This window comes from Azospirillum ramasamyi (genome assembly GCF_003233655.1).
GTDB classification, from domain to species: Bacteria; Pseudomonadota; Alphaproteobacteria; order Azospirillales; family Azospirillaceae; genus Azospirillum; species Azospirillum ramasamyi.
The window spans coordinates 311,041-337,212 of record NZ_CP029829.1; the positions used below are offsets into that span (position 1 = coordinate 311,041).

Genomic DNA, 26,172 nt, shown 5'->3' on the forward strand with positions numbered 1-26,172 from the left:
GCCGTTCCCCGTGGCCCGCGTCCCCAATTTCTTCCGCATCATGGGCATATTCCCGTTCGGTCTGAACGGAGAATGCGCAAGTCCCGTGCCACTCTGTGACCGTTGGTTGCGGACACCCTCGCAAAAATAGTGAGGCTTATTCCGGCCACAGGCGGGCTGCGCCGCGCATCCCGCTTTCCCCGCCATGGCGGGCGACGGCGATCCGTGTCCGCGGCGCGGCCGCCAGTGCCCAGGCTCCCCAGCGCCGCGTCACCGATTCGCACAGTCCGGGCAAGGCGGACAGGCCGCCGCCGACCACAACCATGTCGGGGTCCAGCAGGTTCAGCACCGGGGCCAGCGCGCGGGCCAGCGCATCGGCATGGCGCGACAGCGTCGCGGCTGCGGCCGGATCGCCCGCCAGGGCGCGGGCGGCGATCTCCCGCGGGTCCGCCGCATCGCCGGTGCCGCCGGTGCCGCCGTCCACGGTCAGATGCCGGTGCAGGCGCGACAGCCCGGCGCCGCACAGCACGGTTTCAAGGCAGCCGGTCTTGCCGCAGCCGCAGGGCACCGGCGGGCCGTCGGCCTCCTCGCGCCAGGGCAGCGGGGCATGGCCCCATTCGCCGGCAAGCCCGTTGGCCCCCGGCAGGATGCGCCCGTCCACCACGATGCCGCCGCCGACGCCGGTGCCCAGGATGATCCCGAACACCACCGCCGACCCTACCGCGGCGCCGTCCGTCGCCTCCGACAGGGTGAAGCAGTTGGCGTCGTTGGCGATCCGCACGGCCCGGCCGATCCGCCGCGTCAGGTCTTCGGCGAAGGGGCGGCCGGCGAGCCAGGGCAGGTTCACGGCGCGCACGCGGCCGGCGGCGGGATCGACGATGCCGGGCAGGCTGATGCCGATGCCGCCGCTGCCTTGCGGGTCGAGCGCCGCCACCGTCTCCGCCAGGGCGTTCAGCGTGGCGTCGTAATCGCGGGGGGTGGGCCGGCGGTGGCGGGCCAGTTCCGTCCCGTCGCCGCCGAGCGCCACGGCCGCGATCTTGGTGCCGCCCAGATCGATTCCGACTCGCATGCCTGTCGCCGTCCAGATGGGGTTCAGCCGAGGATTTCGGGGGCAACCCTATACCGCTCCCCCGTCCGGCGGACCAGCGGCGCGTTCATGCCGGAAGGGTCAGTCCGCCCTCCCCGGAAGAGAGGGGGCTACCGCCCTTTGCACTGTCGGGCCTTGGGAGTCGCATCACTAGAGTCACACCAGCGCTTCCTTCACTGATCGGCGTTTCGAGATGTCCATGGACCGTTCTGCCCCGAAACACACCTCGCGCGCCCGGCGCGCCGCTCCGGGCCACCACGATCCCGTTCACGATTCCGCCGGTGCCGCACCGTCGGCCGCCGAAATCCGTGATGGACTTGTCCTGGCCTTCCTCGCCCGCAAGAGGCTTCTGGTGCTGGTCGGCGATGCCGGGTCGGGCCGTCCCGCCCTGTTCCGGCAGCTGGTGGAGCATGTGGAGGCCGATGGCGCCATGGCGCTGCCGGTCACGGCCTCGGTCGGTGCCGAGGTGGAGGACCTTGTCGCTGCCGCCGGTGCCGGGGCGCTGCCCGATCTGGCGCCGGGCGGGGAGAGCGAGGACGATTTCGACGCGCTGATCGCCGCGCTGGAGGACCGGCTGGAACTGGCCGGGTCCGGCCTGCTCGCGGTCGACAACGCCACCGTGCTCGCTCCGCCGGTGCTGGCCGATCTGGTCGACATGACGCGTGCGGAGACGCCGGCCGGCCGCTTCCTCCAGGTTCTTCTCTGCGGCACGCCGGAGTTGGAAGGGACGCTGGCGCGCGCCGGGCTGACCGATGCGCTGCGCGACATGGGCGTGATCTACCGGATGGCGCCGGGCGGCGGCCAGCCCGACGAGTTGCCGTCCATGTCCACCGCGCAGACCGCGCCGCGGCCGGCGCCGATGCTGGCGGCTCCGCCCCCGGCGCCGGAGGCCGACCCCGCCCGGGAGGATCGCCGCGGCCCGCAGCAGGCCCAGACGCAGCCCCAGACTCAGCCTCACACCCAGCCCCAAACCCAGCCCCACACTCAGAGCGCCGCCACGCCGCCGGCCAATGACTGGGTGGTGGACCGCTGGGCGGGGGATCAGCAGTCGGAAGGCTATGACTGGAGCGACCGCGGTCCCGACGCGATGGCCGCAAGGGGAATGCAGCCCGGAGCCATGCCGGCGGACGCCATGCCCATCGGCGCCATGCGGGCGCCGCGCCGGACCGGGCTTTATGCCGGTGCGGCGCTGACCACGCTGGTGCTGCTGGGTGCCGCCGGTGCGGCGATCGCCACTGCCTTGCCCGGCGCCTCCCCCGACCGCGCCCTGGCCATGATCGAAGAGAGCTGGAGCCGGGCGCGCGATGCGGTGGAGCGCACGGTGCAGGGGCTGATCGGCACCGATGGGCCGGCCGCCGCCGGGCTGCATGCCGCCGCGGAGCCGCCGCAGGCTGCCCCCGCAACTCCGCCTGCCGCCCAGCCGCCCGCCACGCCCGGCGTCCAGGCCGGACAAGGCAATGCCGCGCTCCCGGCAGCGCCCCCGCCGGCCACGCCGCCGGCCGGTACCCTGACCGTTACGAAGCAGGCCGCAACCCAGCCTTCGCCGACCGCTCCGGCCCAAACCGCCGCCGCTCAAACCGCTCCGGTGCAGACGGCGGCATTGCCGCCGGCCCAATCGCCGGCACTATCCCAGACGGCGACCGCCGTTCCCGCCGCCGCCCCGCCGGCTGCGGGCAATGCGGAAGCGGCGCCGGGTGCCGCCTCGCTGCCGCCGCTGGAGGAGCCCTCCGCCACGCCGATCCCGTCGGTTCCGCAGTCCGCCGTGCCCGACGCGGAGGTCGCGCAGCGCGTGCGCATGATGGTCGATCAGGCCCGCCGCCAGATCGCCGGCAAACGCCTGACCACGCCGCCCGGCGACAACGCCTACGAGACGGTGCAGCGCATCCGCCAGATCGCGCCCGCGGCACCCGAGGCGGCCGAACTGCTGACCAGCATGGAGGAGACCTATCGCCGCTGGGCGATGCTGGCCGAGCGTGACGGCGACTGGTCGGAAACCAAGCGCTTCTATGAACGGGCGCAGGTGGTTTCGCCCAACAGCCCGGACCTCGCGGAGCGGATCCGCGCGGCGAGCGAGCAGCGCGCCTATACCGGTCCGGCCCCGGGCGGTTCCGGTACGGCGGGCGGAAGCACGGCGGCGCCGGTGCAGGCGGCGCCGGGCCTGCAGGATCGCGAATCGGTGCTGGCCCTGCTGCGCAACCCGGCGGAACTGGCGCGCACGCTGCAGGGCGGCGCCAGCCCCGACAGCCGGCTCGACAACGGCAAGACCCTGCTGATGGTCGCCGCCGAACAGGGGTTGACCGACGCGGTGCGCGTTCTGCTGGACCGGCGCGCGCGCAGCGACCTTCGCACCTCCGACGGGGCCACCGCCGCGATGTACGCCGCCTGGGGCGGACATGACGCGGTCGTCCGGGCGCTGGCCGACGGCGGGGCGGATCTCGACACCACCAACAGCGACGGCAAGACGGCGCTGATGGCCGCCGCCGCCCGCGGTCATCAGGAGGTGGCGCGCACGCTGATCCAGCGCGGGGTGATGGTGGACCGCACCACCGCCTATGGCTGGTCGGCGCTGATGTATGCCGCCAACAACGGGCACGAGGCGGTGGCCAAGCTGCTGCTCGACCATGGCGCCAACCCATACCGCATGGATGCCAACGGCAATTCCGCCCTGACGCTGGGCGCGCTGCATGGGCATGTCCAGGTGGTGGAAGCCCTGAAGCCTCGCTGACCGGCCCCATTCGGCCGGCCGTACCGGTCAGCGAGGCTCCTGCGAACCGGTCACTGGTCGAGGCGGACGGAGCCGCGCCACATCCCGGCGCTCTGTGCGCCATTCGCGTAATGGAACACGCCGGGCCCGTCCGGCTGGCCGTTGCTGAAACGCCCGGCGAAGCGGCTGCCGTCCGTGAAGGTCATCACGCCATAGCCAGACATCAGGTCGCCGGACCATTCGCCCTCGTAGGTCTGCCCGTTGGCGAAGCGGTAGACGCCCGCCCCCTGGCGGATCGGCCGCCCCAGGCCGGAGCCCGAAGACGGCTGCGCCCATGTGCCTTCATAGCGGTCGCCGGCCGCGAAGCCATGAGTCCAGAAGCGGCTGTCGGGCCGGCTGCGCGCCCGTTCCGCCGCGGTGCGGGCGTCGCCGAGCGCCCGCATCGCCTGCCGCTCCGCCGCCACCGCAGGGCCTTCGGGCTCCGTGGATGCGGTGCCGGGGGGTGGAGCGGGGAAGCTGCGCTGCTCCTCCATCCCGACCGGATCGGAACTGCCGGTGGACGGCGGCTCGGCGGCCGGATCGCCGAAGGAGGGGCCGGCCTCCACGGTCCCGCGGGAACGGGCGGCCAGCGGCGGCGGGGCGGCCAAGCGGGCGGCGAGAGTCCCGGCGGTGACATAGCCGTTCCGCCCGGCCTCATCCCGCACGCGCAGCCAGCTTCCTTCCGGCACCGCCTCCAGCACCGTCACCACGGCGCCGGCCGGCAGCTGCGCGATGCCGCGGGCGCCCACCGCCGGCCGGTCGAACAGCACGCCGGACCTTGCCATCTCATACTCGCCCGGCGGCAGGCTGGGGCTGGTCACCACCGGCGGCGGCTCCTTCGGCGGCGCTTCCTTAGTCGCCTGGCTGGCCTGGTCCTGCGATTGCGCGTCAGGAGACGGGGGGGAGGAGGTGGCGGGAGACGGGGCGGGCGGCGGTTTCGGCGCTGCGGCGACGGCCGGCACCAGGACCAGCGTGGTGCCCAGCCGGTCCTGCAGCCACGGCAACTGGCGCCCTCCGCTGCGTTCGGCGACGGTGCGCGCCACCTCGGCCAGCGAATCGCGGAAGGTGACGCCCGGCTTGACCATCTCGCGGGCCAGCGCGGCGGTGAAGGGGGCGGCGCCCGTGGCCGATTGCGCCGGCACCGGCGGCACTCCGGGACGGTGGGCATAGACGACGAACAGGCCGTCCGCCTCCATCGGCGTTCCCAGCGCGCCGCCGCCGACCCGCTGGGCCAGGGCGTCGGCCGTGCCCGGATCGATCACCACCACCGTCTTGCGCCCGCTGTCCCGCAGGTCGCCCAGCACGGTGTCGAGGTCCAGCGCCGCGCGCGGCAGATCCTCCGCCCCCGCAGGCGCGGCGTCGGCGGGCAGCAGATACTCCCGTTCCCCGAGCCCGACGGCGAGGCCGGTGTAGTAGACGAAACCCAGATCGGCGCCGGACAGGGATTCACGGAAGCGCTCCAGCGCCGACTCCATCGCAACCCGCCCGACATTGTCGGCCCGCGTCACCGAGAATCCGGCCTTGCGCAGCGCCGACACCATCGCGCCGGCATTGGCGGCGGCATGGTCCGACCGGCTGTCGAGCCCGCTGTAGCGTCCATTGTCGATGACCAGCGCCACACGTTTGCCGCCGTCGGCCGCGATGGCGCCTAAAGGCAGGACGGCCAGAAGCGCCGCGGTGAGCGCGGTCCCCGCAAGGAGCCGCCTCCATGGCCGGGAGGTGGGAAACGCGGCGCTGCGCGGTCGGGCGATCATGGTCAAGGCGTTCGGTCCTCCGTCTTCGCGGCAGCTTCCCATAGGGCGCGACCCATCGTGCCGCCGCCCGCCGGGCTGCGTGCCGCCGCCGGGAGCATAGCCTTTTCCGCCCTTGCGGAACCCCGCTCTTTGGGGGGGCGGGCGATGCGGGCATTACCCCGCGCGGACAAGGGCCCAATGCCGCACCGGCGCCGCGTGCCGCGGTTCAACCCGCCGAACAAGCTCGCCGAAGGCGCGAGGTATCGCTTTCCCTTCGCGGCGAACCCGCCTATATGACGCTCCTTCGCAGACAACGAGGTTCGCCATGCCGCCCGCAAAGCCGTCCGCCGTCCGGATGTCCGACACCGAAATCGCCCGCGTGCAGATGTATCTGCGCAAGACGCTGGGCAATCAGAAGATCGTGATCGAGCCGCCGGCCAAGGCCGGCCAGTCGGCCGAGGTGACGGTGGATGGCGAGTTCTTCGGCACGCTGAACCGTGACGAGGACGAGGGCGAGATCTCCTACGCCCTGAACGTCGTCATCCTGGAAGAGGATCTGCCGGAGCCGCCGGCCATCCCGCGCCGCTGATTCCGGTCTCTTCCCCGACCTTCTCCTGACGCCCTAGCGGCTGTGAGCGCGAAGCTCCGCCGCCAGGGCGGCCAGCAGGGTCTGACCGCCCGACAGGGTCAGCCCGCGCACCAGCACGATCGCCTTGTGCCCGCCGCGCCGGTGCATGACCAGCCGCACGTTGCGGCTGCCGGCTGCCCTCAGCTCCGCCTTGACCGCTTCGTTGGGCGGCACGTCTCCGGCGACCAGCTTCAACTCCGCCTTGTGTCCGTAATCGTGCGCCGGATCGATCCAGGCGACGAACAGCGGCTTGCCGCCGACCATGGGGTAGAGCGCCAGATCCCGGATCGTCTCGTGCGGATGGATGCGGGCACCGTCCACCGTCAGTCCACGCGCCGTCACGCCCAGCCGCACCGCCCGGCGCTGCACCGTCTCCGTCAGCGTCACCACCCACAGCAGCAGCACCGGCACCGCGCAGAAGATGGCGATCCATTGCAGCATGTCGGACAGTTGCTCCGGCGCCAGCCCGGCTCCGGCGATGAAGCCGGTCGCCAGCAGCCCGGCGATCAGCAGGTAGCGGGTGCGGATCACCGGCGTCAGCACCGGCCTCGCCACGAAGACGGCGCCGGCGACACCGTCTTCGCGGGTGATCTCCAGACTGGGCGGCGGCTTGGCGGTTGGCATATCGGCGGGTTCGGTACAGGGGCAGGGGCGGGGCTAGGGCGGGGCGTGATCCTGTTCCGGCGGCACCTTGGCCGTCCAGTTCTTTCGTCTTTCGACCGGAAAGGCTGCGCACCCGCGGAGCGTGCCGAGGACGGGGTTGCTGTTCGCCGCCGCCTTGAAAACGGCGGAAGGCATGGTGCTCTCAGGGGCAGGAGGTGACGCGAGCCGCTTTCCTGAATGGCGGGACCGGTTTCCCGGCCCCGCCACGTCCGGCTTTACCGATCCTGGTCCCTGTTGAGGCCGGCTTCGAACTCGAACTTCAGCTTGAACCGGAAACGGCCGAGCCACTTCAGGGGTTCTCTCGCTCGCGTCACCTCGTCTCGGTTGCCGGCCTCGCATGTCACACGTCCGTCCGAGTGAGAAAATAGGGAGAACATTCGCATTCCAATTGCGGCTCCTTGAAGAACGGTCCGGCAGGGTGCAATCCGGCGCTGTTGTCCCGGCTGTACCCGGTTCCGCGCCCCTGGCGCCGCAACCGGGGCGGTGATAGCGTGCAAGCAGGCGTTTCCAGACCGACCCGCTCAGCCCGACCTGCCGCGAAGGACCGTCGCCCGTGACCTCCCCAGATCCGCTCGATGTCCGGGAAACCACCGTTCCCCGGCAAGGCTCGGAACAATCCGTCGCGCCCGTGGTGGTGGAGGCGCGCAAGCTCTCGCTGGTCTATCCCACGGCGGACAAGCCGGTCACGGCATTGAGCGAGGTCGACCTGACCATCGCCCGGGGCGATTTCGTCTCGCTGATCGGCCCCAGCGGCTGCGGCAAGACCACGCTGCTGCGTGTCATCGCCGATCTGGAGCGCCCGACCGCCGGCCATATCGCCATCGAAGGCATGACGCCGGAACAGGCGCGGCTGAAACGGCTCTACGGCTATGTCTTCCAGGCCCCGGCGCTCTATCCCTGGCGCAGTGTGGAGCGAAACGTGATGCTGCCGCTGGAGATCATGGGGGTGCCCAGGGCCGACCGGCAGCGGCGCGCCCGCGAGCAGTTGGAGCGCGTCGGTCTGTCGGGGTTCGAGCGCAAGTTTCCCTGGCAGCTGTCGGGCGGCATGCAGCAGCGCGTCTCCATCGCCCGTGCCCTGGCGCTGCAGCCCGACCTGCTGCTGATGGACGAGCCGTTCGGCGCGCTGGACGAGATCACCCGCGACCATCTGAACCTGCACCTGACCCAGCTGTGGCGCGCGACCGGCAAGACCTGCGTCTTCGTCACCCATTCGATCGCCGAGGCGGTGTTCCTGTCCACCCGCATCGTGGTGATGAGCCCGCGGCCGGGCCGCATTCTGGACGTGATCGACTGCGGCTCCCTGCCGCGCGAGCGCAGGCTGGACATCCGCGAATCGCCGGAATTCGCCGCCATCGCCCACCGCGTGCGGGAGGGGCTGAAGGAAGGGCACAGCTACGATGACTGATCGTGCGTTGCCCGTCGCCGTGATGACCCTGCTCCTGCTGGCGGCGTGGTATGCCGGCGCGGCGTGGCTCAACTGGCCGCAGGCGGCGGAGACGCTGGCCCGCGCCGGCAAGCCGACCGGATTCGGCGATGTGCTGGCCCAGGCCTATGCGATGAAGCGGCCGATCCTGCCCACCCCCGATCAGGTGGCGGCGGAGCTGTGGACTTCCCTGACCGGCTACGCGCCGACCAGCCCGCGCAATCTGCTGTTCCACACCTGGGTGACGGCGGAAGCGGCGCTGGCCGGGCTGGCGATGGGGCTGCTGCTGGGCATGCTGCTGGCCGCCGGCATCGTCTATACCCGGACGCTGGAGGCCAGCCTGCTGCCCTGGGTGATCGCGTCGCAGACCATCCCGATCCTGGCCATCGCGCCGATGATCGTCGTCATCCTCGGCAACATCGGGCTGACCGGGCTGCTGCCGAAGGCGGTGATCTGCATGTATCTGTGCTTCTTCCCGATCACGGTCGGCATGGTGAAGGGGCTGCGCTCCGCCGATCCGCTGTGGATCGACCTGATGCGGACCTATTCGGCCGGCGGGGTGCGGGCCTTCTGGTCGCTGCGGCTGCCGGCCTCCATGCCCTTCCTGTTCGCCAGCCTCAAGGTGTCGGTTGCCATCAGCGTGGTCGGCGCCATCGTCGGCGAGCTGCCGACCGGCGGGCAGGCCGGGTTGGGGGCGCGGCTGTTGTCGGGATCCTATTACGGCCAGACCGTGCAGATCTGGGCGGCGCTGATCATGGCCTCGCTGCTGTCGGTGGCGCTGATCGCCGTGGTGCGCGGGTTGGAACTGGTCCTGCTGGGCCGGGCGGGCGGGCGATGAGCACTCTCCCCGCCGATCCCTACCGCACCAGCCTGCGCACGGCCGCGGACTGGGGACTGGTCGTCCTGGCCGTGTTGACACTGACCGCGTTGGCCCTGCCGGTGGGCGCGCTGGGCGGCGACCCCGCCGGCTGGTTCGGCGGGACGCCGGCGCCGCTGTTTCTGATCGGGGTGGTGCTGGCGGTCGTTGCCGGCCGGTCCGCGCCGAAACGGGTCTGGGGCGCCTGGGTGGAGTTGGCCGGCGTGGCGCTGGCCTGGCTGCTGCCGCTGCATCTGCTGAACGAGGGCGTGGATCTGTCCGCCGGCTGGGGGCTGTGGCTGTTCCTGCTGGCGGCGACGCTGCTGCTGTGGCGGGTGATGGGGGTGCTGGCCGGGGTGCCGGGCTTGACCGGCTCGGTCGTCGTGCCCGGCCTGTTCGGCCTCGGCCTGCTGGTGGGGTGGGAGGTGCTGGTGCGCGGTTTCCAGGTGCCTGCCATCCTGCTGCCGCCGCCCAGCCGCATCGCCTCGGCGCTGGCCGTCCATGGGCCGGTGCTGTGGGACGATTTCCGCCAGACCGTGCTGACCTCCGTCCTGCGCGGCTATGTCATGGGCTGTGGCGCCGGCTTCCTGGTGGCAATCCTTGCCGACCGCGTGCCGTTTCTTGCCCGCGGGCTTCTGCCGCTCGGCAATCTCGCCAGCGCCATTCCGGTGATCGGCATCGCGCCGATCATGGTCATGTGGTTCGGGTTCGACTGGCAGTCGAAGGCGGCGGTCATCGTCGTCATGACCTTCTTCCCGATGCTGATCAACACGCTGGCCGGCCTCGGCAGCTCGGAGCGCATCCAGCTCGACCTGATGCGCTCCTACGGCGCCGGCTATGGCCGTACGCTGGTCAAGCTGCGGCTGCCGAACGCATTGCCGTTCCTGTTCAACGGGTTGAAGATCAACTCCACCCTGGCGCTGATCGGCGCGATCGTGGCGGAGTTCTTCGGCACGCCGGTGGTCGGCATGGGGTTCCGCATCTCCACCGAGGTGGCGCGGATGAACCTGGACATCGTCTGGGCCACCATCGCTGTTGCGGCGCTGACCGGCTCCGTCTTCTACGGCGGCCTGGCGTTGCTGGAACGGGCGACGACGGCCTGGCACCCGTCGTTGCGGCGGCGCTGACCGGTCCCGGACGGCGCTGGCACGGCCATTGCTTTCTTCTCGCCGTTCCGGTTGGCAGGGGAGGTGGGCATGGCCGACATCGTCGTACTCAAGCATGTCCGCCTGACGCGGGCGCTGCTGGCCATCGAGACGGCCGCGGCATCGCTGGACAACGAGCTGGCGGCATTGCGCACGGTCGGCCAAGCCGGGCTGTTGGGCGACCATGCGGAGGAAGCCACGCTCCTGCGCACCTATGTCCGCACATTGCGGGTTCTGCTGCAGGCGATGACCCCGGACGAGGTGGAGGAGGCGGGTCTCGGCGAGCGCCATGCGCTGGCGGAGGCCGCCGTCCGCCGCTGTGCCGCCGCGCTGCAGGTTCTGGAATTGCCGGGCGGGGGCGGATCGCTGACCGGCATCGCCTGACCGCCGCCCCTGTCGCGAAGCCGACAATCTCTTGACGACATCCGCCTATTGTCATGCCGCCGTATGGCTGGGATGCGGGATGGCTTTCCCCTCTCCGCCACAGGATCGCCACGCTATAGTGGCAGTCCAAACGGACAGCCGGCCCCGGCCGACGGAATGTTCAAGCAAGAAAAAAGGGCGCCGATGAGGCTTCTCGTTTCCGATCTGACCCACCGCTATGACGATCTGACCGTCCTTGACGGCATCGATCTGACGCTGGCGGAGGGTGAAATCCTGGCCGTGATCGGCCCCAGCGGCTGCGGCAAATCCACTTTGCTTGGCATTGCCGGCGGCATCGTCGCCCCGACCTCCGGTTCCATCCGGGTGGAGGGGGAGGTGCCGGACGGCTGCCTGAACCCCATCACCTTCATCTTCCAGGACTTCGCCCTGCTGCCCTGGCGCACGGTGGAGGACAATATCGCCCTTGTGCTGGAACATCACCCGCTCTCCACCGCCGAGCGGCAGGAGCGCATCGACAGCGGCCTGCGCCGCATGGGGCTGCTGGAGTTCCGCAAGGCCCTGCCCAAGCAGCTGTCCGGCGGCATGCGCCAGCGGGTCGGCATCGCCCGCGCGCTGGCGGTGCGTCCGGCGATGCTGTTGCTGGACGAACCGCTGTCGGCGCTCGACGCCCAGACGCGCGAACTGCTGATGGACGATTTCCTGGAACTTTGGCGGCGGGAGAAGACCACCGCCCTCTACGTCACCCACAATCTGGACGAGGCGTTGCGGCTGGCCGACCGTGTCTGCGTGCTGAGCCGCCGCCCCGGCCGCATCCGTGAACTGGTCACCATCGAGGAGCCGCGGGAGTGCCGGCAGGAGGTTTCGGCCCAGGCGCATCTGGCCGAAGTGCGCGAGCGCCTGTGGCACCTGATGAAGGCCGAAGCCCAGATGGCCGACCGGGAGATCGCCCGTGCCTGACAGCGTGAACCCGACCGCGGCTTCGACCGCTTCGTCCCAGGGCCAGCCCGTCCGCTTCCGCGGCGGCGGCTTCACCGTCAGGCGCCATCCCTGGGCGGCGCTGGCGGCCTTCGCCGTGCTGATCGCGGTATGGGAGGGGGCGAGCCGCCTCGGCCTCGCCAGCCCGCTGTTCCTGCCGCCGCCGAGCGCGGTCGGCCGCGCGCTGGCCGGCATGGTGGCGGACGGATCGCTGTGGCTGAACCTGGAGGCGTCGCTGGCGCGCATCGCCGTCGGCTGGGTGCTGGGCACGGCGGGCGGCATGCTGGTCGGCTTCGCCATGGGCATCTTCTCCACCACCCGCGCGGTGGGCGTGCCGCTGGTGTCGGCCTTCTTCCCGATCCCCAAGATCGCGCTGCTGCCGCTGTTCATCCTTTGGTTCGGCATCGGCGAGCCGTCGAAATTCGCCACCATCGGCTTCGGCGTCTTCTTCCCCACCGTCATCGCCACCTACAGCGCCATCGATTCGGTGCCGCGCAACCTGATCCGCATGGCGCAGAGCTTCGGCCTGCCCTGGCGCTCGATCCTGCGCTCCATCGTCCTGCCCGGCGCCTTGCCCGGCATCCTGGCGGGGTTCCGCATCACCGCCTCCATCGCGCTGATCCTGGTGGTGGCGGCGGAGATGATCGGGGCCGAATACGGCATCGGCGCCTTCGTGCTGACGGCCGGCAACCTGATGCTGACCGACACGCTGCTGGCCGGCGTGCTGGTGCTGTCGCTGCTGGGGCTTGCCATCGGCATCGTGCTGTCGCAGCTCGAACGGCGTCTGCTGAACTGGCGCTGACCGTTTCATGCCAAGAAACCTGAACCATCCATCGGGAGGATTTCCGTCCATGACCCTCGCCCGTCTCACCCGGCGCGCCCTGATCGCCACCACCGGCGCGGCCTTCGCCGCCGGTACCCTGATGTCCGCCGCGCTGGCGCAGCCGCTGGACAAGGCGACGGTCGGCGTGCTGGCGCTGTCCTCCTCCGGGCCGATCTTCATCGCCAAGGCCAAGGGCTATTTCGAGAAGGAAGGGCTGGACGTCGAGCTGAAGATGTTCACCTCGGCCCAGCAGGTGCCGGTCGCCGTGACCTCGGGCGATGCCGATTTCGGCGTCACCGGCCTGACCGCCGGCTTCTACAACCTCGCCTCGAAGGGCGCCGTCACAATCATCGCCGCGCAGAGCCGCGACGAGCCGGGCTTCCCGCTCAGCGCCTATGTGGCGACGAATGCGGCCTATGACGCCGGGCTGAAGGCGCCGGCCGACCTGAAGGGCAAGCGCATCGCCATCACCACGGTCGGCTCGACCTTCCACTACATGATCGGGCTGCTGGCGCAGAAGCATGGCTTCACGGTCAAGGACGTGACCATGGTGCCGCTGCAGGACGTGCCGAAGATGGTCGCCGCCTTCAAGGGCGGGCAGGTCGACGCCGTCATCGCGCCGTCCACCGTCTCGCGGCAGCTGGTGGCCGACGGCGCCGGCAAGATCCTGGGCTGGGTCGGCGACGAGACGCCGTGGCAGCTCGGCGCCCTGTTCACGTCGCCGAAGACGATGAAGGACCGCCGCCCGCTGGTGGAAAAGTTCATGCGCGCCTACAAGACCGCGCTGGTCGAATACCACGCCGCCTTCAACGGCAAGGACGCCTCGGGCGCTCCGGTGAAGGGCCCCGGCTATGACGAACTGCTGAGCATCATCGCCGACGCCACCAAGCAGAAGCCGGACATCGTCGCCGCCGGCTTGCCCTATGTCGATCCGCAGGCCCGCCTGCTGGTGGACGACATCGTCAACCAGGTGAAGTTCTGGCAGTCCGAAGGCCAGGTCGACAAGGCGCTGGACCCGAAGTCGGTGATGGACCTCAGCGTCGCCGGGCAGTGAAAAGCCGGGGAGGGGGCGGTCGTCAGCGCGGTTGTCATCATTGACCGCCGCCGGCATCACACCGCCAGATAGGCCGCCCTCACCCCATCCTCCGCCATCAACTCCGCCATCGCGCCGGTCCAGCGCAGGCGGCCGGTCTCGATGACGCAGACGCGGTCGGCGACCGCCGAGGCGAAGGACAGGCTCTGTTCGGACAGCAGCACCGACAGCCCTTCCGCCTTCAGGCGCCGCACCGCGTCGGCCATCTGCTTCACGATCAGCGGCGCCAGCCCTTCCGACGGCTCGTCCAGCAGCAGCAGCGACGGGTTGCCCATCAGCGTGCGGGCGAGCGTCAGCATCTGCTGCTCGCCGCCGCTCATCCGCGTGCCGCGCCGCCCGCGCATCTCCGCGAGGTTGGGGAACAGCGCGAACAGCTTCTCCGGCGTCCAGGCGGGCGCGCCGGGGCGGGGCGGCTGGCGGCCGACCTCCAGGTTCTCCTCCACCGTCAGGTCGGCGAAGATGTGGCGGTCCTCCGGCACATAGCCGACGCCGAGCCGGGCGATGCGGTGGGCCGGCAGGGCGGACAGGTCGCGCCCGTCGAAGCGCAGGGCGGCGGCGCGCCGCTCCACCAGCCCCATGATCGCCTTCAGCGTGGTGGTCTTGCCGGCGCCGTTGCGGCCCATCAGCGCCACCACCTCGCCACGCCCGACGGTCAGGGCGATGCCGTCGAGGATGTGGGCGCGGCCGTACCAGGCCTGCAGGCCGTCCACCGTCAGCAGGGGTTCGTTCACGCCTCGCCTCCCAGATAGACGGATTGCACGCGAGGGTTCGCGCGCACCTGATCCGGCGGGCCCTCCGCGATCAGCCGGCCGCGGTCGAGCACCATCACGCGGGTGGCGTGGCCGAACACGGCGTCCATGTCATGTTCGGTGAACAGCACGGCGAGGCCGCGCTCGCGCACCAGCTCCGCCGTCAGCGCCATCAGGGCGAGGCGTTCGGCCGGGGCCATGCCGGCGGTCGGCTCGTCCATCAGCAGCACCGTCGGCTCGCTCGCCAGCGCCATCGCCAGCTCGACCCGCTTCACGTCGCCATAGGCCAGCACGCCGCAGGGCCGATCCGCCTGGGCGGCCATGCCGACGCGATCCAGCAGGGCCAGCGCCGGTTCGCGGAACTGGGCGGCGGCCGGGCGCCACAGGCCGAACAGCCGGCGCGCGCGCGACAGCAGCACCATCTGCACATTCTCCGCCACCGTCATCGAGGCGAAGGTCGCGGTGATCTGGAAGGTGCGCCCGACCCCCAGCGCCCAGATGCGCCGGGGTGGCAGCCCGACCAGTTCGGTGCCGTCCAGCCTGACCGATCCCGAATCGGGGCGCAGCTGGCCGTTCAGCAGGTTGAAGCAGGTGCTCTTGCCGGCACCGTTGGGGCCGATCAGCGCCAGCAGGTCGCCGGAGCGCAGGGTGAAGGACACGCCGCCGACCGCCTGCACCCCGCCGAAGGAGCGTTGCAGGTCGTGCACCACCAATTCGCTCATGGGCAGCTCGCTCATGCCCGCCTCCTGAAGCCGGACAGGAAGCCGACTATCCCCTTGGGGAAGACCAGCACCAGCGCGATGATGATCAGGCCCAACGCCAGCCGCCACCAGTCGGTCATGCTCATCACCTCGGCTTCCAGCAGGTGGAAGGCCACCGCGCCGGCCAGCGGCCCGGCGACGGTCTGGATGCCGCCCATCAGCACCATCACCAGCGCATCGACCGACTGCGGCACCGCCAGCAGGGTGGGAAAGACGCTGCCCTTGGCGAAGGCGTAGAGCCCGCCGGCCAGTCCCGCCGCGGTGCCCGCCAGCACGAAGGCCATCCATTGGAAGCGGCGCACGTCGATGCCCACCGATTCGGCGCGCAACCCCGAGTCGCGGCCGGCCCGCAGCGCATAGCCGAAGGGGGCGAAGGCCGCCTGGCGCAGCAGCCACAGCGCCCCGCCGCACAGCGCCAGCGTCAGCCAGTAATAGGCGGCCTTGCCCGCCGCCCAGGCCGAGGGCCAGACGCCGAGGATGCCGTTGTCGCCGCCGGTCACGGCATACCATTGGAAGGCGATCGACCAGACGATCTGCGCGAAAGCCAGCGTCAGCATGGCGAAATAGAGCCCCGAGCGCCGCACGCAGAACCAGCCCGCCACCAGCGCCCCCACCCCGGCCAGGACCGGCGCGCCGGCCAATGCCAGCGGCATCGGCGCACCCAGATGCTTGACCAGCAGGGCCGAGCCGTAGGCGCCCAGCCCGAACCATGCCGCATGACCGAAGGACACCAGCCCGCCCAGCCCGATCAGCAGGTGCAGGCTGGCGGCGAACAGGGCGAGGATCACCACCTCGGTCAGCAGGATCAGCGCATAGTCGCCGGCGACCAGCGGTGCCGAGGCCATGACCGCCAGCAGAGCGAGCGCCCAAACCCCGGCATGGCGGCGGGCGGACAGCGGAACGGTGACGGCGGCGGGTGCCGTCGGCGGCGCCTCCTCGGCCCGGCCGAGCAGGCCGTGCGGGCGCAGCACCAGCACCACCGCCATGAACAGGAAGACCAGCACCAGCGTGATCTGCGGAAAGACCAGGATGCCGAAGGCCTGCAACAGCCCGATCAGCAGCGAGGCGAGGAAGGCGCCGGTCAGGCTGCCCATGCCGCCGACCACGACGACGACGAAGGCCTCCACCACGATCGACATGTCCATGTGCAGGTTCACCGCCTCTCGCGGAACCTGCAGCGCGCCGCCCAGCCCGGCCAGGGCGCAGCCGAGGAACAGCACGCCGGTGAACAGCCGCGCCGGATCGACGCCCAGGGCGCTGGTCATCTCGCGGTCCTGCGTCGCCGCGCGCACCAGCGTGCCCCAGCGGGTGCGGTTGAACAGCAGCCACAACAGCCCCAGCACCAGCGGCCCGAGACCGATCAGCACGAGGTCGTAGAGCGGGAAGGGTTGTCCCAGTATATCCACGGAACCCCTGAGCCCCGGCGCGCGGCGGCCCAGCAGATCCTCCGGCCCCCATGCCCAGGCGGTCAGGTCCTGCACCACCAGCACCACGCCGAAGGTGCCCAGCAGCTGGAACAGTTCGGGCGAGCGGTAGAGCCGGCGCAGCAGCCCGATCTCCATCGCGGCGCCGAGAACGCCCATCAACAGCGCCGCGGCGGCGACCGAGCCCCAGAAGCCGGCGGGCGTGCCGCCGAACCGCTCGATCAGCGACCAGCCGGCATAGGCGCCGACCATGTAGAAGGAGCCATGCGCGAAATTCACGATCCGCGTCACGCCGAACACGATGGTCAGCCCCGACGACACCAGGAACAGCGTCGCCGCGGTCGCGAGCCCGCTGAGGGCCTGGACGATGAGGAAGGACATGGATTCGTCGTTTCGGTGCGGACTCTTGCCCCCACCCTAACCCTCCCCCGCTGGGCGGGGGAGGGGATTGGAGCTTTGTCGGCCTTCTGCGGCAGTCCCTCTCCCGCCCAGCGGGGGAGGATAGGAGGGGGCGGTCGAAGCCTGCGGCGTTACTCCGCCGGCCGCATCTTGCGCACCACGTCGTCCGGCGGCAGGTAGTTGGCGCCGTCGGCATAGCGCCAGTCCTTCATGGTGCCGCGGCCGTCCTTCACGGTCGTGACGCCGACATAGGCGCCCATCGTCGCCTGATGGTCGGAGGCGCGGAAGGTCACCGGCCCGAAGGGACTGTCGATGGTCAGGCCGGCCAGCGCATCGACGATCGGTTCGGCATCGGCGGACTTGGCCTTGGTGATCGCGGCGCCGATCGCCTTCATCGTGGTGTAGCCGACGACGGAGCCCAGCTTGGGCGAATCCTTGAACCGGGCGGTGTAGGCGGCGACGAAGGCGTTGTGGGCGGGGGTGTCGATCTGGTCCCAGGGATAGCCGGTGACGATCCAGCCCTCCGGCGCCTCGTCCTTCATCGGCTCCAGATATTCCGGTTCGCCGGTCAGCAGGCTGACGACCTGGCGGTTGCGGAACAGGCCGCGCCCTTCGCCCTCGCGCACCAGCTTGGCGAGATCGGCGCCGAAGGTGACGTTGAAGATCGCCTCCGGGTTGGCGGCGGCCAGCGCCTGGACGGTCGGCCCGGCCTCCAGCTTGCCCTGGGCCGGCCACTGCTCCGCCACGAACTCCACGTCCGGGCGCTTCTCCTTCAGCAGCTGCTTGAACACCGCCACCGCCGACTGGCCGTATTCGTAGTTGGGCGCGACGGTGGCCCAGCGCTTGGCCGGCAGCTTCGCGGCCTCCTCCACCAGCATCGCCGCCTGCATGTGGGTGCTGGGGCGCAGGCGGAAGGTGTAGCGGTTGCCCTTCGACCAGGTGATGGCGTCGGTCAGCGGCTCCGCCGCGACGAAGGGCATCTTGTTGCGCGCGGCGAAATCGGCGACGGCCAGCCCGATATGCGAGAAATAGGTGCCGGCCAGTACATCGACCGCCTCGTTCGTCACCAGTTCCTGGGCGACGCGCACCGCATCGTCGGGCTTGCCGGCGTCGTCGCGGGAGACGACCTGCAATTCGCAGCAGCCGATCACGCCGCCTTGGGCGTTGATCTCCTCCAGCGCCAGCTGCCAGCCCTGGCGGTAGGGGACGGTGAAGGCGGGCAGGCCGGTATAGCTGTTGATCTCGCCCACCCGCACCGGTGCGCCGGAGAAGGTCGCCGGCTCTTTCGCCGACTGCGCCGCCGCGGGGGCGGCCGTCATGCCGATGCCCGCCAGCGTGGCGGTGACGGTTGCGAATGACACGGCGGCGAACAGAGCGGCCGGGAAGAGGGGCTTCGCCAGCGGCGAGGCGGTCGGGCGGCGGTGCTTCATCCTGCGGGGACCCCGGTTCATTGAGAGACCAGCGGCGTGTCCGGGTCGCGGTGCGACGCAACACACCGCGTTCATAGCAAACCCCGCGCAAAAGTCACCGCCTGATCGGGTGTTTTCCCGCGTCCATGCCCGATTTGCGTTCCGGCGGACGCCGCCCCGTGTCACATCAGCCGGGCCAGCAGCGCCAGGAACTGCGCCCGTTCCGCCTCCGACAGGGGTTCCAGCGTCCGTTCATGGGCGGCGGCGGCATTCGCCATCAGGTCGATGACCAGCGCCTGCCCGATCCGCGTCAGGCTGACGCTGGTGCGGCGGCGGTCCTGCGGGTCGGGGTGGCGTTCGACCAGATTGCGCTCCACCAGCCGCAGGATCACGCCCTGGGTGGTCGCCGGATCCATGTAGGTCAGCCGGCCGAGCTGGTTCTGCGACAGCGCGCCTTCGGCATACAGGGTGGCCAGCGCAGCCCATTGGGTGGGGGTCAGCAGCGAATCGCCGATCAGGTCGATGAAGATGGCCGAGGCGCGTTGGTACGCACGTCGGAGGCGGTGGTGAACCTGGCCGGCCAACTGGTAGTCGTCGGGAGGCGGTCGTCCGAAGTCGTCCATGGCAGCGGGCCCGTGGTTCGCGCCCGCCTTCGATCCGGGGCGAAGGCTGGGGCGGGCACGGACCGCCGCTCCCGGCTGCGTGGGCAGGGATGGCGCGGCGTTTGCCGCCTGTCGCCATCCGATGCGTCCATTATGCGTTCCTCATGGAAAGCGTAGGGAAGGCAATGGCCACAGGGCAACATTCGCAGATGCGTCATAGAGCCACAGCGATGCCCCCGCCATGCTGCGGGCAGCAAAAGAAGGCCCAAAGGGTCCGGTAAGGACGCCATGCCTTGATGACGCCCCAAGGAACGGTGATTGCGATGCCGGAACAGATCGTCGCCGGGGCCGTCCGTGCCGGCGGGCTGTCCTTGTCGGGCGCTCGTCTTCGTGAGGTTTCTCTTTCTCAGGGTTTCCGCTTGGGCGGATAGCTGTCGGGCGGAGCGGTCTTCTCGTCGGGGCTTTCCGCGCCCTCGCCCGTCGGGGGCGTCACGCCGCCCGGCGTGTAGGGCGGGGTGGTGGCGTCTGGCGGGCGCTTGGTGGAGCGCGGCGGCGGCGGGGTATCGAGTCGGCGTGTCATGAGGCACCTTTCCTGATCAGGAATCGCCATGAACAACCCGGTGCCGGCCGGCCGGTTCCAAACGGCACATCAGGGTATGGTCAGTCCAGCCGCCGCGATCTATGACCTTTATCTTAGAACCATTTGAAAAAGCGGCGGAATCAATCGGGTCTTTGCAGTGATTGTTCTCTGTCGACTGCGGGCTTTTGTTGCGGCCACACCACAGGACGGCGCAAAAGCGGGGCGACGCGGGCTTCACTGTTGCATGGCAAGCACGCCTTGTTGTGTCTTTGCCGAGGATGTGTCCGCATCCGGTCCCGACGGGGGCCGGCGGGCATTCCCACCAAGGAGCCGGAATCCCGGCCCAGTGAGCCGACCGAACCCAGCCAAGCGCGGTGACTCCATGAAGACCAGCACCTTTTCCATTCTCGCCCTCGCTCTCGCGTCGACCGGGCTGACGTCGCTTCCCGCCGCCGCCCAGGATGACCTGCAGCGTGGGGAAACCGTGCTGGAGCGCCGCCGGCCGGAGGTCGAGCAGCTCGGCCTGCGCGCGGGCTCCTTCCTGTTCCTGCCGCGGGTGGAAGCGGGCGCCACCTACGACACCAACGTCTTCGCCACCCGCGACGACCACAAGGACGACGTCATCTGGACCGTCCGCCCGCGGGTCGACATCCGGTCCGACTTCGCGACCCATGCCCTGAACTTCTCGGCTTCGGCCGACGCCGGCCGCTACCAGGAATATTCCAGCGAGAACTACACCGACTATGCCCTGCTGGCGTCCGGCCGCTACGACGTGAACAAGGGCGGCGCGCTCGACGGCCAGCTGTTCCACCGCCGCAACCATGAAGGCCGCGGCGACATCAACACCCTGTCGGGCTATGCGGAGCCGGTGGTCTACTACACCAGCGGCGGCGAGGTCGGTTACAACCAGCGCTTCAACCGCCTGCGCGCCCGCCTGTCGGGTTCCGCCCAGTACAACTCCTATAACGACGTCGACCTGACCGGCGGCGGGATCGCCAACCAGGAGGACCGCGACCGCTGGGAATACGCCACGGTCGGCCGTGTCGGCTACGAGTTCATCGAGGGCTACGAGGCCTTCGTCCAGGGCACCTATTCCTGGACCCGCCACAAGAACGACCGCGACACCTTCGGCATCGACCGCGATTCGAACGGCTACGAGGTGGTCGGCGGCCTCGCCACCGATCTGACCGGCCTGATCACCGGCGAGGTCTTCGCCGGCTATCTGGTCCGCAACTACAAGGATTCGCAGCTGTCGGACTTCAGCGGCCTGTCCTTCGGCGGACGCCTGAACTGGGCGGTCACGCAGCTGACCTCCATCACCGCCACCAGCAGCCGGCAGGTGCGTGAAACCACGGCCAGCCCGGGCTTCGGCACCGCGTCCAGCTATACCCGCACCGTCTTCGCCCTCGGCGTCGATCACGAACTGCTGCGCACCCTGGTCCTGAACGGGCGGCTGCAGTACCGCCAGGACAAGTTCAACGGCATCAACCGCGACGACAAGGTCTATACGGCCGGCGTCGGCGGCACCTACCAGATGAACCGCTACCTGTTCTTGACCGGCGGCTACACCTACGAGAAGCGCAATTCCAACGTCAGCGCCGTCGAATACAGCGACAACCTGATCTTCCTGCGGGTCGGCGCACAGATGTAATCCGGCGGCCCTGGCTCCGCCGATCGGGGAAGTCCAGCCAAAGGGCCTAAAGGTTCCGCTGAACAGTGCAGGGCGTCCGTTCTATGACGGGCGCCCTTTTCTTATGCCAATTTTTACTATCCGGGGCGATGTACTGGAGAGATCCGAAGGCGGTAATTCCTCTCCACTTTTTCCCAAGCGCTTGCGAGTTGCTAGTCTCCACCCGAATTCAAGGTGCGTGACCAAGGGGCGCCGCCGCAGAAACGACCGGTGAATGGAGCGGGCCCCCACAGCCGCTCCATCGGGCCGAACCGGGCGCAGCGGCAGGCATCCACCAGCCAGGGAAAGGGTTTAGGGATGAATCGACGTCATGTGATCCGTGCGCTGGGCCAGGGGATCGGATTGACCGCGCTGGCCGTCGCCATGGTCGGCTGCGCCGGCAACGACGCTCCGTTGGAAACCGCCAACGCCACCCAGATCAGCGAATACCGTCTGGGTGCCGGCGATGCGCTGCGCGTGATCGTCTTCGGTGAGGAGCAACTGTCCGGCGAGTTCCGCGTCGACGGCACCGGCAAGGTCGCCATGCCGCTGATCGGCGAGGTTTCGGCCAAGGATCGCAGCACCCGCGATCTGGAGAAGGAGATCTCCACCCGTCTGGCCGCCGGCTATGTGAAGGATCCCAAGGTCAGCGTGGAGGTGCTGAACCACCGTCCCTTCTTCATCCTGGGTGAAGTGCGCAATCCCGGCCAGTACCAGTATGTCAACGGCATGACCGCCCTGTCGGCGGTGGCGATGGCCGGCGGCTACACCTATCGCGCCAAGGAGGATTACGTCCTCATCACCCGCGGCGCCGATCCCAAGAAGGAAATCCGCCGGGCGCCGATCACCACCTCGGTGATGCCGGATGACGTGGTCCGCGTGCCGGAACGCTATTTCTGAGCCCGGAGCGGTCGGGAAGGTTTTCGGAGCCCGGGCGGGCATCGCCGAAGCCAGCAGCGGAAAGCCCGGCCGGGAGAATGTCCCGGCCGGGCTTTTCGTCATGGGGTGAGTGCCGGCGGCGGCGATCAGGTGTCCAGCGTATCGCCGCCCTTCTTTTGTCCCGGCGGCATGCGCTGGTTCGGCGGAACCACCCGATCGCGGGAGATGCCATGCGGCGGGGTGGTACCGGCGGCCTCGTCGTCGGTGCCGAGCGGTGCCGCCGCAGGATCGGTGGCCGGAACCTTGTCGCCGGTCAGCCCGCGGTCGATGTCCGCGCGCATCCGGTTGGCCTCCGCGCTGGGAGTGGTGGGCGTGTCACGGCCCGACTCGGGACGCTGGGGCTTTGTCATGATCGGCCTTTCACACAAGCTGCTGTGAGGTGGGTCGGATGCCCACACAAACCGCTGCGATCGGCCGAGGTTCCTCGGTGCCGCGATCCCCACCCCGCAACCGGCCTCACGGGAGCGGCCGCCAGCATCCCTGCGGGTGTAGGGGAGGCACTCGCGGGCAACGCGCGCGGTCCGCTTGACCGGGGCCATCCCTACAGGCGTGGGGGGAGCCTCTAACCGTCAAGTTATCGGCGATATTCACTATGCATAAGATTTGTGCGTGTCTAAGTGCAGCACGATTGTCGTGCTAAGCGTGCATGATGACGTTGTCAAAACGCTCAATCATCTCAAAAGGATCGCCGCCTGGTGGTCCACCAAACCGTATGCCATACCCTGGCAAAACAGAAAATTGCGACATTTCAGGTGTTTATGAGGAGGAGTGCAGGTCAGGCCACGCAGCAGGAACGCGGCCCCATCCGGTCAGGGATCTCTGCAAGCAGCCTGATGCTGACAAAAAATGTCAGCATCTCTGGAGATGCGGCAACCGGACTGAAACCCGCCACCGGGTATGGGTTTCATCCAGCTTGATGGAACCCCTGAGCGGGCGGGAGTCGCAGTGGGAGGCGGAACCCGCCGACCGGCTTCATCCGATACAAGGCCGCCTCCACTGCGGCGACCTTGAAGGGGCTCGCGGGAACGGTGCGAGTCCCCTTATCGTCCCTTGAATGTCAACGGACCCAGGCGCCTATGCCGCCGAGTCGATGAAAAAACTGGTGCCGGATACAGGAATCGAACCCGTGACCTTCTGATTACAAATCAGCTGCTCTACCAGCTGAGCTAATCCGGCGCGCCCGATGCTTGCGGGACGCACACCTTAGCGTCCCTTTTCCGCGTTAACAAGCACTTGCCCATGCCGGCGATCGCGAGGCCGGTCACTCGCGCAGGCGGACGACCTCATACAGCGCCACAGCGGCGGCGTTGGACACGTTCAGGCTGCCGACCGGGCCGCCCGTGGGCAGCCGGGCGATGGTGTCGCAGCGGTCCATGGTCAGGCGGCGCAGTCCGCTGCCCTCCGCCCCCATCACCAGCACCGTCTTGCCGGTGAGGTCCAGCTTCGCCAGCGTCGACTCGCCCGACTCGGCGAGACCCACGGCCCAAAAGCCGTTCTGCTGCAGATCGGTCAGCGCGCGGGCCAGGTTGGTGACGCGGACGAGCGGTACCGCCTCCAGCGCGCCCGACGCGCTTTTCGCCAGCACGCCCGTGGTCTCCGGCGCGTGGCGTTCGGTCACCACCACCGCGCGGGCGCCAAATGCGGCGGCGGACCGCAGGATGGCACCGACATTGTGCGGGTCGGTCACCTGATCCAGCGCGACGATCACCGCCGAAGGGACTTCCGCCAACTCGTTGCACAGATCCTCGATCCCCAGCTCCGGCAACGGGGAGGCGTCGATCACCATGCCCTGGTGGACGGCGCCGGCCGGCAGCATGCGCTCCAGCTCCGTCCGGTCGACGATCGACGCCTCGGGCCGCTGCAGCCCCTGGGCGCGCGCCGCGGCGAAGGCGGGCTCCAGAGCGGAGCGGCCGGATTCGGTCGCCAGAAGCCGGTGAATGCGCCGCTCGGGGTTGGACCAGGCTGCGGCAACCGGATGCAGGCCGTACAGAAGAACTCCGCGTGCCGGCGGCGGACGGTTGCCCTTAGGCCCGCCGCGGCGGGTGCGCGTGCCCTCGTCCGCCTGATCCTGCCGCGGCGCGGCTGCCCGCGGGTTGCCCGCGGCGTGGACGGAATGCTTGTCGGACGGGCGGCCGGAGCCGGGATGTTTTGAGCGCGTCATGGTATCCACGAAGGAGGGGAGGGGGCCGCCTGAAACGGCGGCGGAATTTTTTTCTGGTGTGAACCGCTTAACCCTTGTTGACAAGGTCTGAAAAATTCGCATATTGCCGAACTCCGCGGCGGGCACTGCCAGGCTGCGGATTGGAAGGGTGGCCGAGTGGTTAAAGGCAGCAGACTGTAAATCTGCCCGCATAGCGTACGCTGGTTCGAATCCAGCCCCTTCCACCATTACTTTCCACGGCTTGTCCGTGATCGCGTTTGCCCCGGACGGTCGCGCCGGCGGGATGCTTAGGCGGGTGTAGCTCAATGGTAGAGCAGAAGCCTTCCAAGCTTACGACGGGGGTTCGATTCCCCTCACCCGCTCCAATCCCGCGTGCGCCACGGACAACCGATCTCGGCCGGGCCATTGTGTGCGTCCGGAACGTCGGGAACGAAAGACCAAAGCGATGGCGAAGGCAAAGTTTGAGCGGAACAAGCCGCACTGCAACGTTGGCACGATCGGCCACGTCGACCACGGCAAGACGTCGCTGACGGCGGCGATCACGAAGGTGCTGGCGGAGTCCGGCGGCGCCACCTTCACCGCTTACGACCAGATCGACAAGGCGCCGGAAGAGAAGGCGCGCGGCATCACGATCTCGACCGCCCACGTGGAGTACGAGACGACCAACCGCCACTACGCGCACGTCGACTGCCCGGGCCACGCCGACTACGTGAAGAACATGATCACGGGCGCCGCCCAGATGGACGGCGCGATCCTGGTCGTGTCGGCCGCCGACGGCCCGATGCCGCAGACCCGCGAGCACATCCTGCTGGCGCGCCAGGTCGGCGTTCCGGCTCTGGTGGTGTTCCTGAACAAGGTCGACATGGTCGACGATCCGGAGCTGCTGGAGCTGGTCGAGCTGGAAGTTCGCGAGCTGCTGTCCTCCTACCAGTTCCCGGGCGACGACATTCCGATCACCAAGGGTTCGGCCCTGTGCGCGCTGGAAGACCGTCAGCCGGAGATCGGCCGCGACGCCGTTCTGGCTCTGATGAAGACGGTGGACGAGTACATCCCGCAGCCGGAGCGTCCGAAGGACCGTCCGTTCCTGATGCCGATCGAAGACGTGTTCTCGATCTCGGGCCGCGGCACCGTGGTGACCGGCCGTGTCGAGCGCGGCATCGTGAAGGTCGGTGACGAAGTCGAGATCGTCGGGCTGAAGGACACGGTGAAGACGACGGTGACCGGCGTCGAGATGTTCCGCAAGCTGCTCGACTCGGGTGAGGCCGGCGACAACATCGGCGCGCTGCTGCGCGGCACCAAGCGCGAGGACGTCGAGCGCGGCCAGGTTCTGGCCAAGCCGGGTTCGATCACCCCGCACACCAAGTTCAAGGCCGAAGCCTACATCCTGACGAAGGAAGAGGGCGGCCGTCACACCCCGTTCTTCACCAACTACCGTCCGCAGTTCTACTTCCGTACGACGGACGTGACGGGCATGGTCTCGCTGCCGGAAGGCGTCGAGATGGTGATGCCGGGCGACAACGTCGCCATGGACGTCGCTCTGATCGCCCCGATCGCCATGGACGAGGGCCTGCGCTTCGCCATCCGCGAGGGCGGCCGCACCGTCGGCGCCGGCGTCGTTGCCAAGATCGTCGAGTGATGCTATAAGCCTGCCTCCCCCGCCGAGTTCCGGTTCGGCGGGGGAGTTTTATCTGCGTAAAGAGTAAGGTTGGGCTTCGGTGAAGCCGTTCTGGAAAGTTCTTTCGAAAGTCGGGCCAAAAGGCCTTGACACCGCCGCCGAAAGAATGCTTTAAGCGGCCTCCCACGCCGAAGGGTGTGGCCGGACGGAGATAGGAGTGTAGCTCAATTGGTAGAGCACCGGTCTCCAAAACCGGGGGTTGGGGGTTCGAGCCCCTCCACTCCTGCCATCCCGTCCCAATAAAGGCCGTCTCGGCGACGGTTAGGGTAAAA

23 protein-coding genes and 4 tRNA genes are annotated in these 26,172 nt (G+C 69.3%); 15 read left to right on the forward strand and 12 right to left on the reverse strand.

Annotated features, from left to right (window positions below; genetic code table 11):
- Positions 1-136 precede the first annotated feature (136 nt).
- Positions 137-1,048: an ROK family protein gene (locus tag DM194_RS01400; protein WP_111065598.1), complete on the reverse strand. Its 912-nt coding sequence runs from the start codon at positions 1,046-1,048 to the stop codon at positions 137-139.
- Between the two features lie 217 nt (positions 1,049-1,265).
- Here DM194_RS01400 and DM194_RS01405 point away from each other — a divergent pair, with 217 nt between their 5' ends.
- The gene (locus DM194_RS01405; protein ID WP_111067660.1) at positions 1,266-3,791 is read left to right on the forward strand and encodes an ankyrin repeat domain-containing protein; all 2,526 of its coding nucleotides are present in this window, start codon (positions 1,266-1,268) and stop codon (positions 3,789-3,791) included.
- Between the two features lie 50 nt (positions 3,792-3,841).
- On the opposite strand, the gene DM194_RS01410 is transcribed toward DM194_RS01405, so the two are convergent.
- Positions 3,842-5,563: a caspase family protein gene (locus tag DM194_RS01410; protein WP_246024311.1), complete on the reverse strand. Its 1,722-nt coding sequence runs from the start codon at positions 5,561-5,563 to the stop codon at positions 3,842-3,844.
- A gap of 304 nt (positions 5,564-5,867) precedes the next feature.
- Here DM194_RS01410 and DM194_RS01415 point away from each other — a divergent pair, with 304 nt between their 5' ends.
- Entirely contained in the window at positions 5,868-6,131 is a 264-nt protein-coding gene (locus tag DM194_RS01415) for a DUF3126 family protein (RefSeq protein WP_014246850.1), read from the forward strand.
- Positions 6,132-6,164: 33 nt separating this feature from the next.
- On the opposite strand, the gene DM194_RS01420 is transcribed toward DM194_RS01415, so the two are convergent.
- On the reverse strand, positions 6,165-6,794 hold the full coding sequence (locus DM194_RS01420; protein ID WP_111065600.1) for a hypothetical protein: 630 nt from the start codon (positions 6,792-6,794) through the stop codon (positions 6,165-6,167).
- Positions 6,795-7,386: 592 nt separating this feature from the next.
- On the opposite strand from DM194_RS01420, the gene DM194_RS01425 reads away from it, so the two are divergent.
- The 7 genes from DM194_RS01425 (at position 7,387) to DM194_RS01455 (ending at position 13,493) form a co-directional block, all read left to right on the forward strand.
- A complete protein-coding gene (locus DM194_RS01425; RefSeq protein WP_111065601.1) occupies positions 7,387-8,238 on the forward strand; it encodes an ABC transporter ATP-binding protein in 852 nt (283 codons plus the stop codon).
- Positions 8,231-9,094 (forward strand): ABC transporter permease, encoded by an 864-nt coding sequence (locus tag DM194_RS01430; protein WP_111065602.1) that lies wholly within the window; start codon positions 8,231-8,233, stop codon positions 9,092-9,094. Before DM194_RS01425 ends, DM194_RS01430 begins: the two co-directional genes overlap by 8 nt.
- Positions 9,091-10,239, forward strand: coding sequence for an ABC transporter permease (locus DM194_RS01435; RefSeq protein WP_111065603.1), 1,149 nt, complete (start codon positions 9,091-9,093; stop codon positions 10,237-10,239). Before DM194_RS01430 ends, DM194_RS01435 begins: the two co-directional genes overlap by 4 nt.
- Before the next feature lie 69 nt (positions 10,240-10,308).
- Positions 10,309-10,641 (forward strand): hypothetical protein, encoded by a 333-nt coding sequence (locus DM194_RS01440; RefSeq protein WP_111065604.1) that lies wholly within the window; start codon positions 10,309-10,311, stop codon positions 10,639-10,641.
- 183 nt (positions 10,642-10,824) lie between these two features.
- A complete protein-coding gene (locus tag DM194_RS01445; protein WP_111065605.1) occupies positions 10,825-11,598 on the forward strand; it encodes an ABC transporter ATP-binding protein in 774 nt (257 codons plus the stop codon).
- Positions 11,591-12,418 (forward strand): ABC transporter permease, encoded by an 828-nt coding sequence (locus tag DM194_RS01450; RefSeq protein ID WP_111065606.1) that lies wholly within the window; start codon positions 11,591-11,593, stop codon positions 12,416-12,418. Before DM194_RS01445 ends, DM194_RS01450 begins: the two co-directional genes overlap by 8 nt.
- Positions 12,419-12,467: 49 nt before the next feature.
- Entirely contained in the window at positions 12,468-13,493 is a 1,026-nt protein-coding gene (locus tag DM194_RS01455; protein WP_111065607.1) for an ABC transporter substrate-binding protein, read from the forward strand.
- A 56-nt stretch (positions 13,494-13,549) separates the two neighbouring features.
- Here DM194_RS01455 and DM194_RS01460 read toward each other — a convergent pair whose 3' ends face one another.
- The 6 genes from DM194_RS01460 to DM194_RS27960 all read right to left on the reverse strand — a co-directional run bounded on the left by DM194_RS01460 (position 13,550) and on the right by DM194_RS27960 (position 19,456).
- Positions 13,550-14,263 (reverse strand): ABC transporter ATP-binding protein, encoded by a 714-nt coding sequence (locus DM194_RS01460; protein WP_111065608.1) that lies wholly within the window; start codon positions 14,261-14,263, stop codon positions 13,550-13,552.
- The gene (locus DM194_RS01465) at positions 14,260-15,018 is read right to left on the reverse strand and encodes an ABC transporter ATP-binding protein (RefSeq protein ID WP_425457261.1); all 759 of its coding nucleotides are present in this window, start codon (positions 15,016-15,018) and stop codon (positions 14,260-14,262) included. Before DM194_RS01465 ends, DM194_RS01460 begins: the two co-directional genes overlap by 4 nt.
- Positions 15,015-16,847, reverse strand: coding sequence for an ABC transporter permease (locus tag DM194_RS01470; RefSeq protein WP_111065609.1), 1,833 nt, complete (start codon positions 16,845-16,847; stop codon positions 15,015-15,017). The genes DM194_RS01465 and DM194_RS01470 overlap by 4 nt, the downstream gene beginning before the upstream one ends.
- A gap of 149 nt (positions 16,848-16,996) precedes the next feature.
- The gene (locus DM194_RS01475) at positions 16,997-18,295 is read right to left on the reverse strand and encodes an ABC transporter substrate-binding protein (protein ID WP_111065610.1); all 1,299 of its coding nucleotides are present in this window, start codon (positions 18,293-18,295) and stop codon (positions 16,997-16,999) included.
- A gap of 161 nt (positions 18,296-18,456) precedes the next feature.
- Complete coding sequence (locus DM194_RS01480; RefSeq protein WP_111065611.1) at positions 18,457-18,897, reverse strand: MarR family winged helix-turn-helix transcriptional regulator; 441 nt, start codon at positions 18,895-18,897, stop codon at positions 18,457-18,459.
- Between the two features lie 385 nt (positions 18,898-19,282).
- Positions 19,283-19,456, reverse strand: coding sequence for a hypothetical protein (locus DM194_RS27960; RefSeq protein ID WP_162629946.1), 174 nt, complete (start codon positions 19,454-19,456; stop codon positions 19,283-19,285).
- 382 nt (positions 19,457-19,838) lie between these two features.
- Between DM194_RS27960 and DM194_RS01485 the strand changes: the two genes are divergently transcribed.
- On the forward strand, positions 19,839-21,107 hold the full coding sequence (locus DM194_RS01485; RefSeq protein WP_111065612.1) for an outer membrane beta-barrel protein: 1,269 nt from the start codon (positions 19,839-19,841) through the stop codon (positions 21,105-21,107).
- Between the two features lie 336 nt (positions 21,108-21,443).
- Entirely contained in the window at positions 21,444-22,025 is a 582-nt protein-coding gene (locus DM194_RS01490; protein ID WP_111065613.1) for a polysaccharide biosynthesis/export family protein, read from the forward strand.
- Positions 22,026-22,150: 125 nt separating this feature from the next.
- On the opposite strand, the gene DM194_RS27965 is transcribed toward DM194_RS01490, so the two are convergent.
- From DM194_RS27965 to rlmB, 3 genes are all read right to left on the reverse strand, one after another.
- Complete coding sequence (locus tag DM194_RS27965) at positions 22,151-22,414, reverse strand: hypothetical protein (protein ID WP_162629936.1); 264 nt, start codon at positions 22,412-22,414, stop codon at positions 22,151-22,153.
- Positions 22,415-23,164: 750 nt separating this feature from the next.
- Positions 23,165-23,240 (reverse strand) — tRNA-Thr (locus DM194_RS01495).
- An 85-nt stretch (positions 23,241-23,325) separates the two neighbouring features.
- The gene (gene rlmB / locus DM194_RS01500) at positions 23,326-24,225 is read right to left on the reverse strand and encodes a 23S rRNA (guanosine(2251)-2'-O)-methyltransferase RlmB (RefSeq protein ID WP_162629947.1); all 900 of its coding nucleotides are present in this window, start codon (positions 24,223-24,225) and stop codon (positions 23,326-23,328) included.
- Positions 24,226-24,367: 142 nt separating this feature from the next.
- Here rlmB and DM194_RS01505 point away from each other — a divergent pair.
- The 4 genes from DM194_RS01505 (at position 24,368) to DM194_RS01520 (ending at position 26,129) form a co-directional block, all read left to right on the forward strand.
- A tRNA-Tyr gene (locus tag DM194_RS01505) sits at positions 24,368-24,452 on the forward strand.
- Between the two features lie 64 nt (positions 24,453-24,516).
- Positions 24,517-24,590: transfer RNA gene (locus tag DM194_RS01510), tRNA-Gly, on the forward strand.
- Positions 24,591-24,670: 80 nt separating this feature from the next.
- Positions 24,671-25,861 carry an elongation factor Tu gene (gene tuf / locus DM194_RS01515; RefSeq protein WP_111065615.1) on the forward strand — a complete coding sequence of 397 codons (1,191 nt, stop codon included), beginning with the start codon at positions 24,671-24,673 and terminating at the stop codon, positions 25,859-25,861.
- 192 nt (positions 25,862-26,053) lie between these two features.
- A tRNA-Trp gene (locus DM194_RS01520) sits at positions 26,054-26,129 on the forward strand.
- The last annotated feature ends 43 nt before the right edge of the window (positions 26,130-26,172 follow it).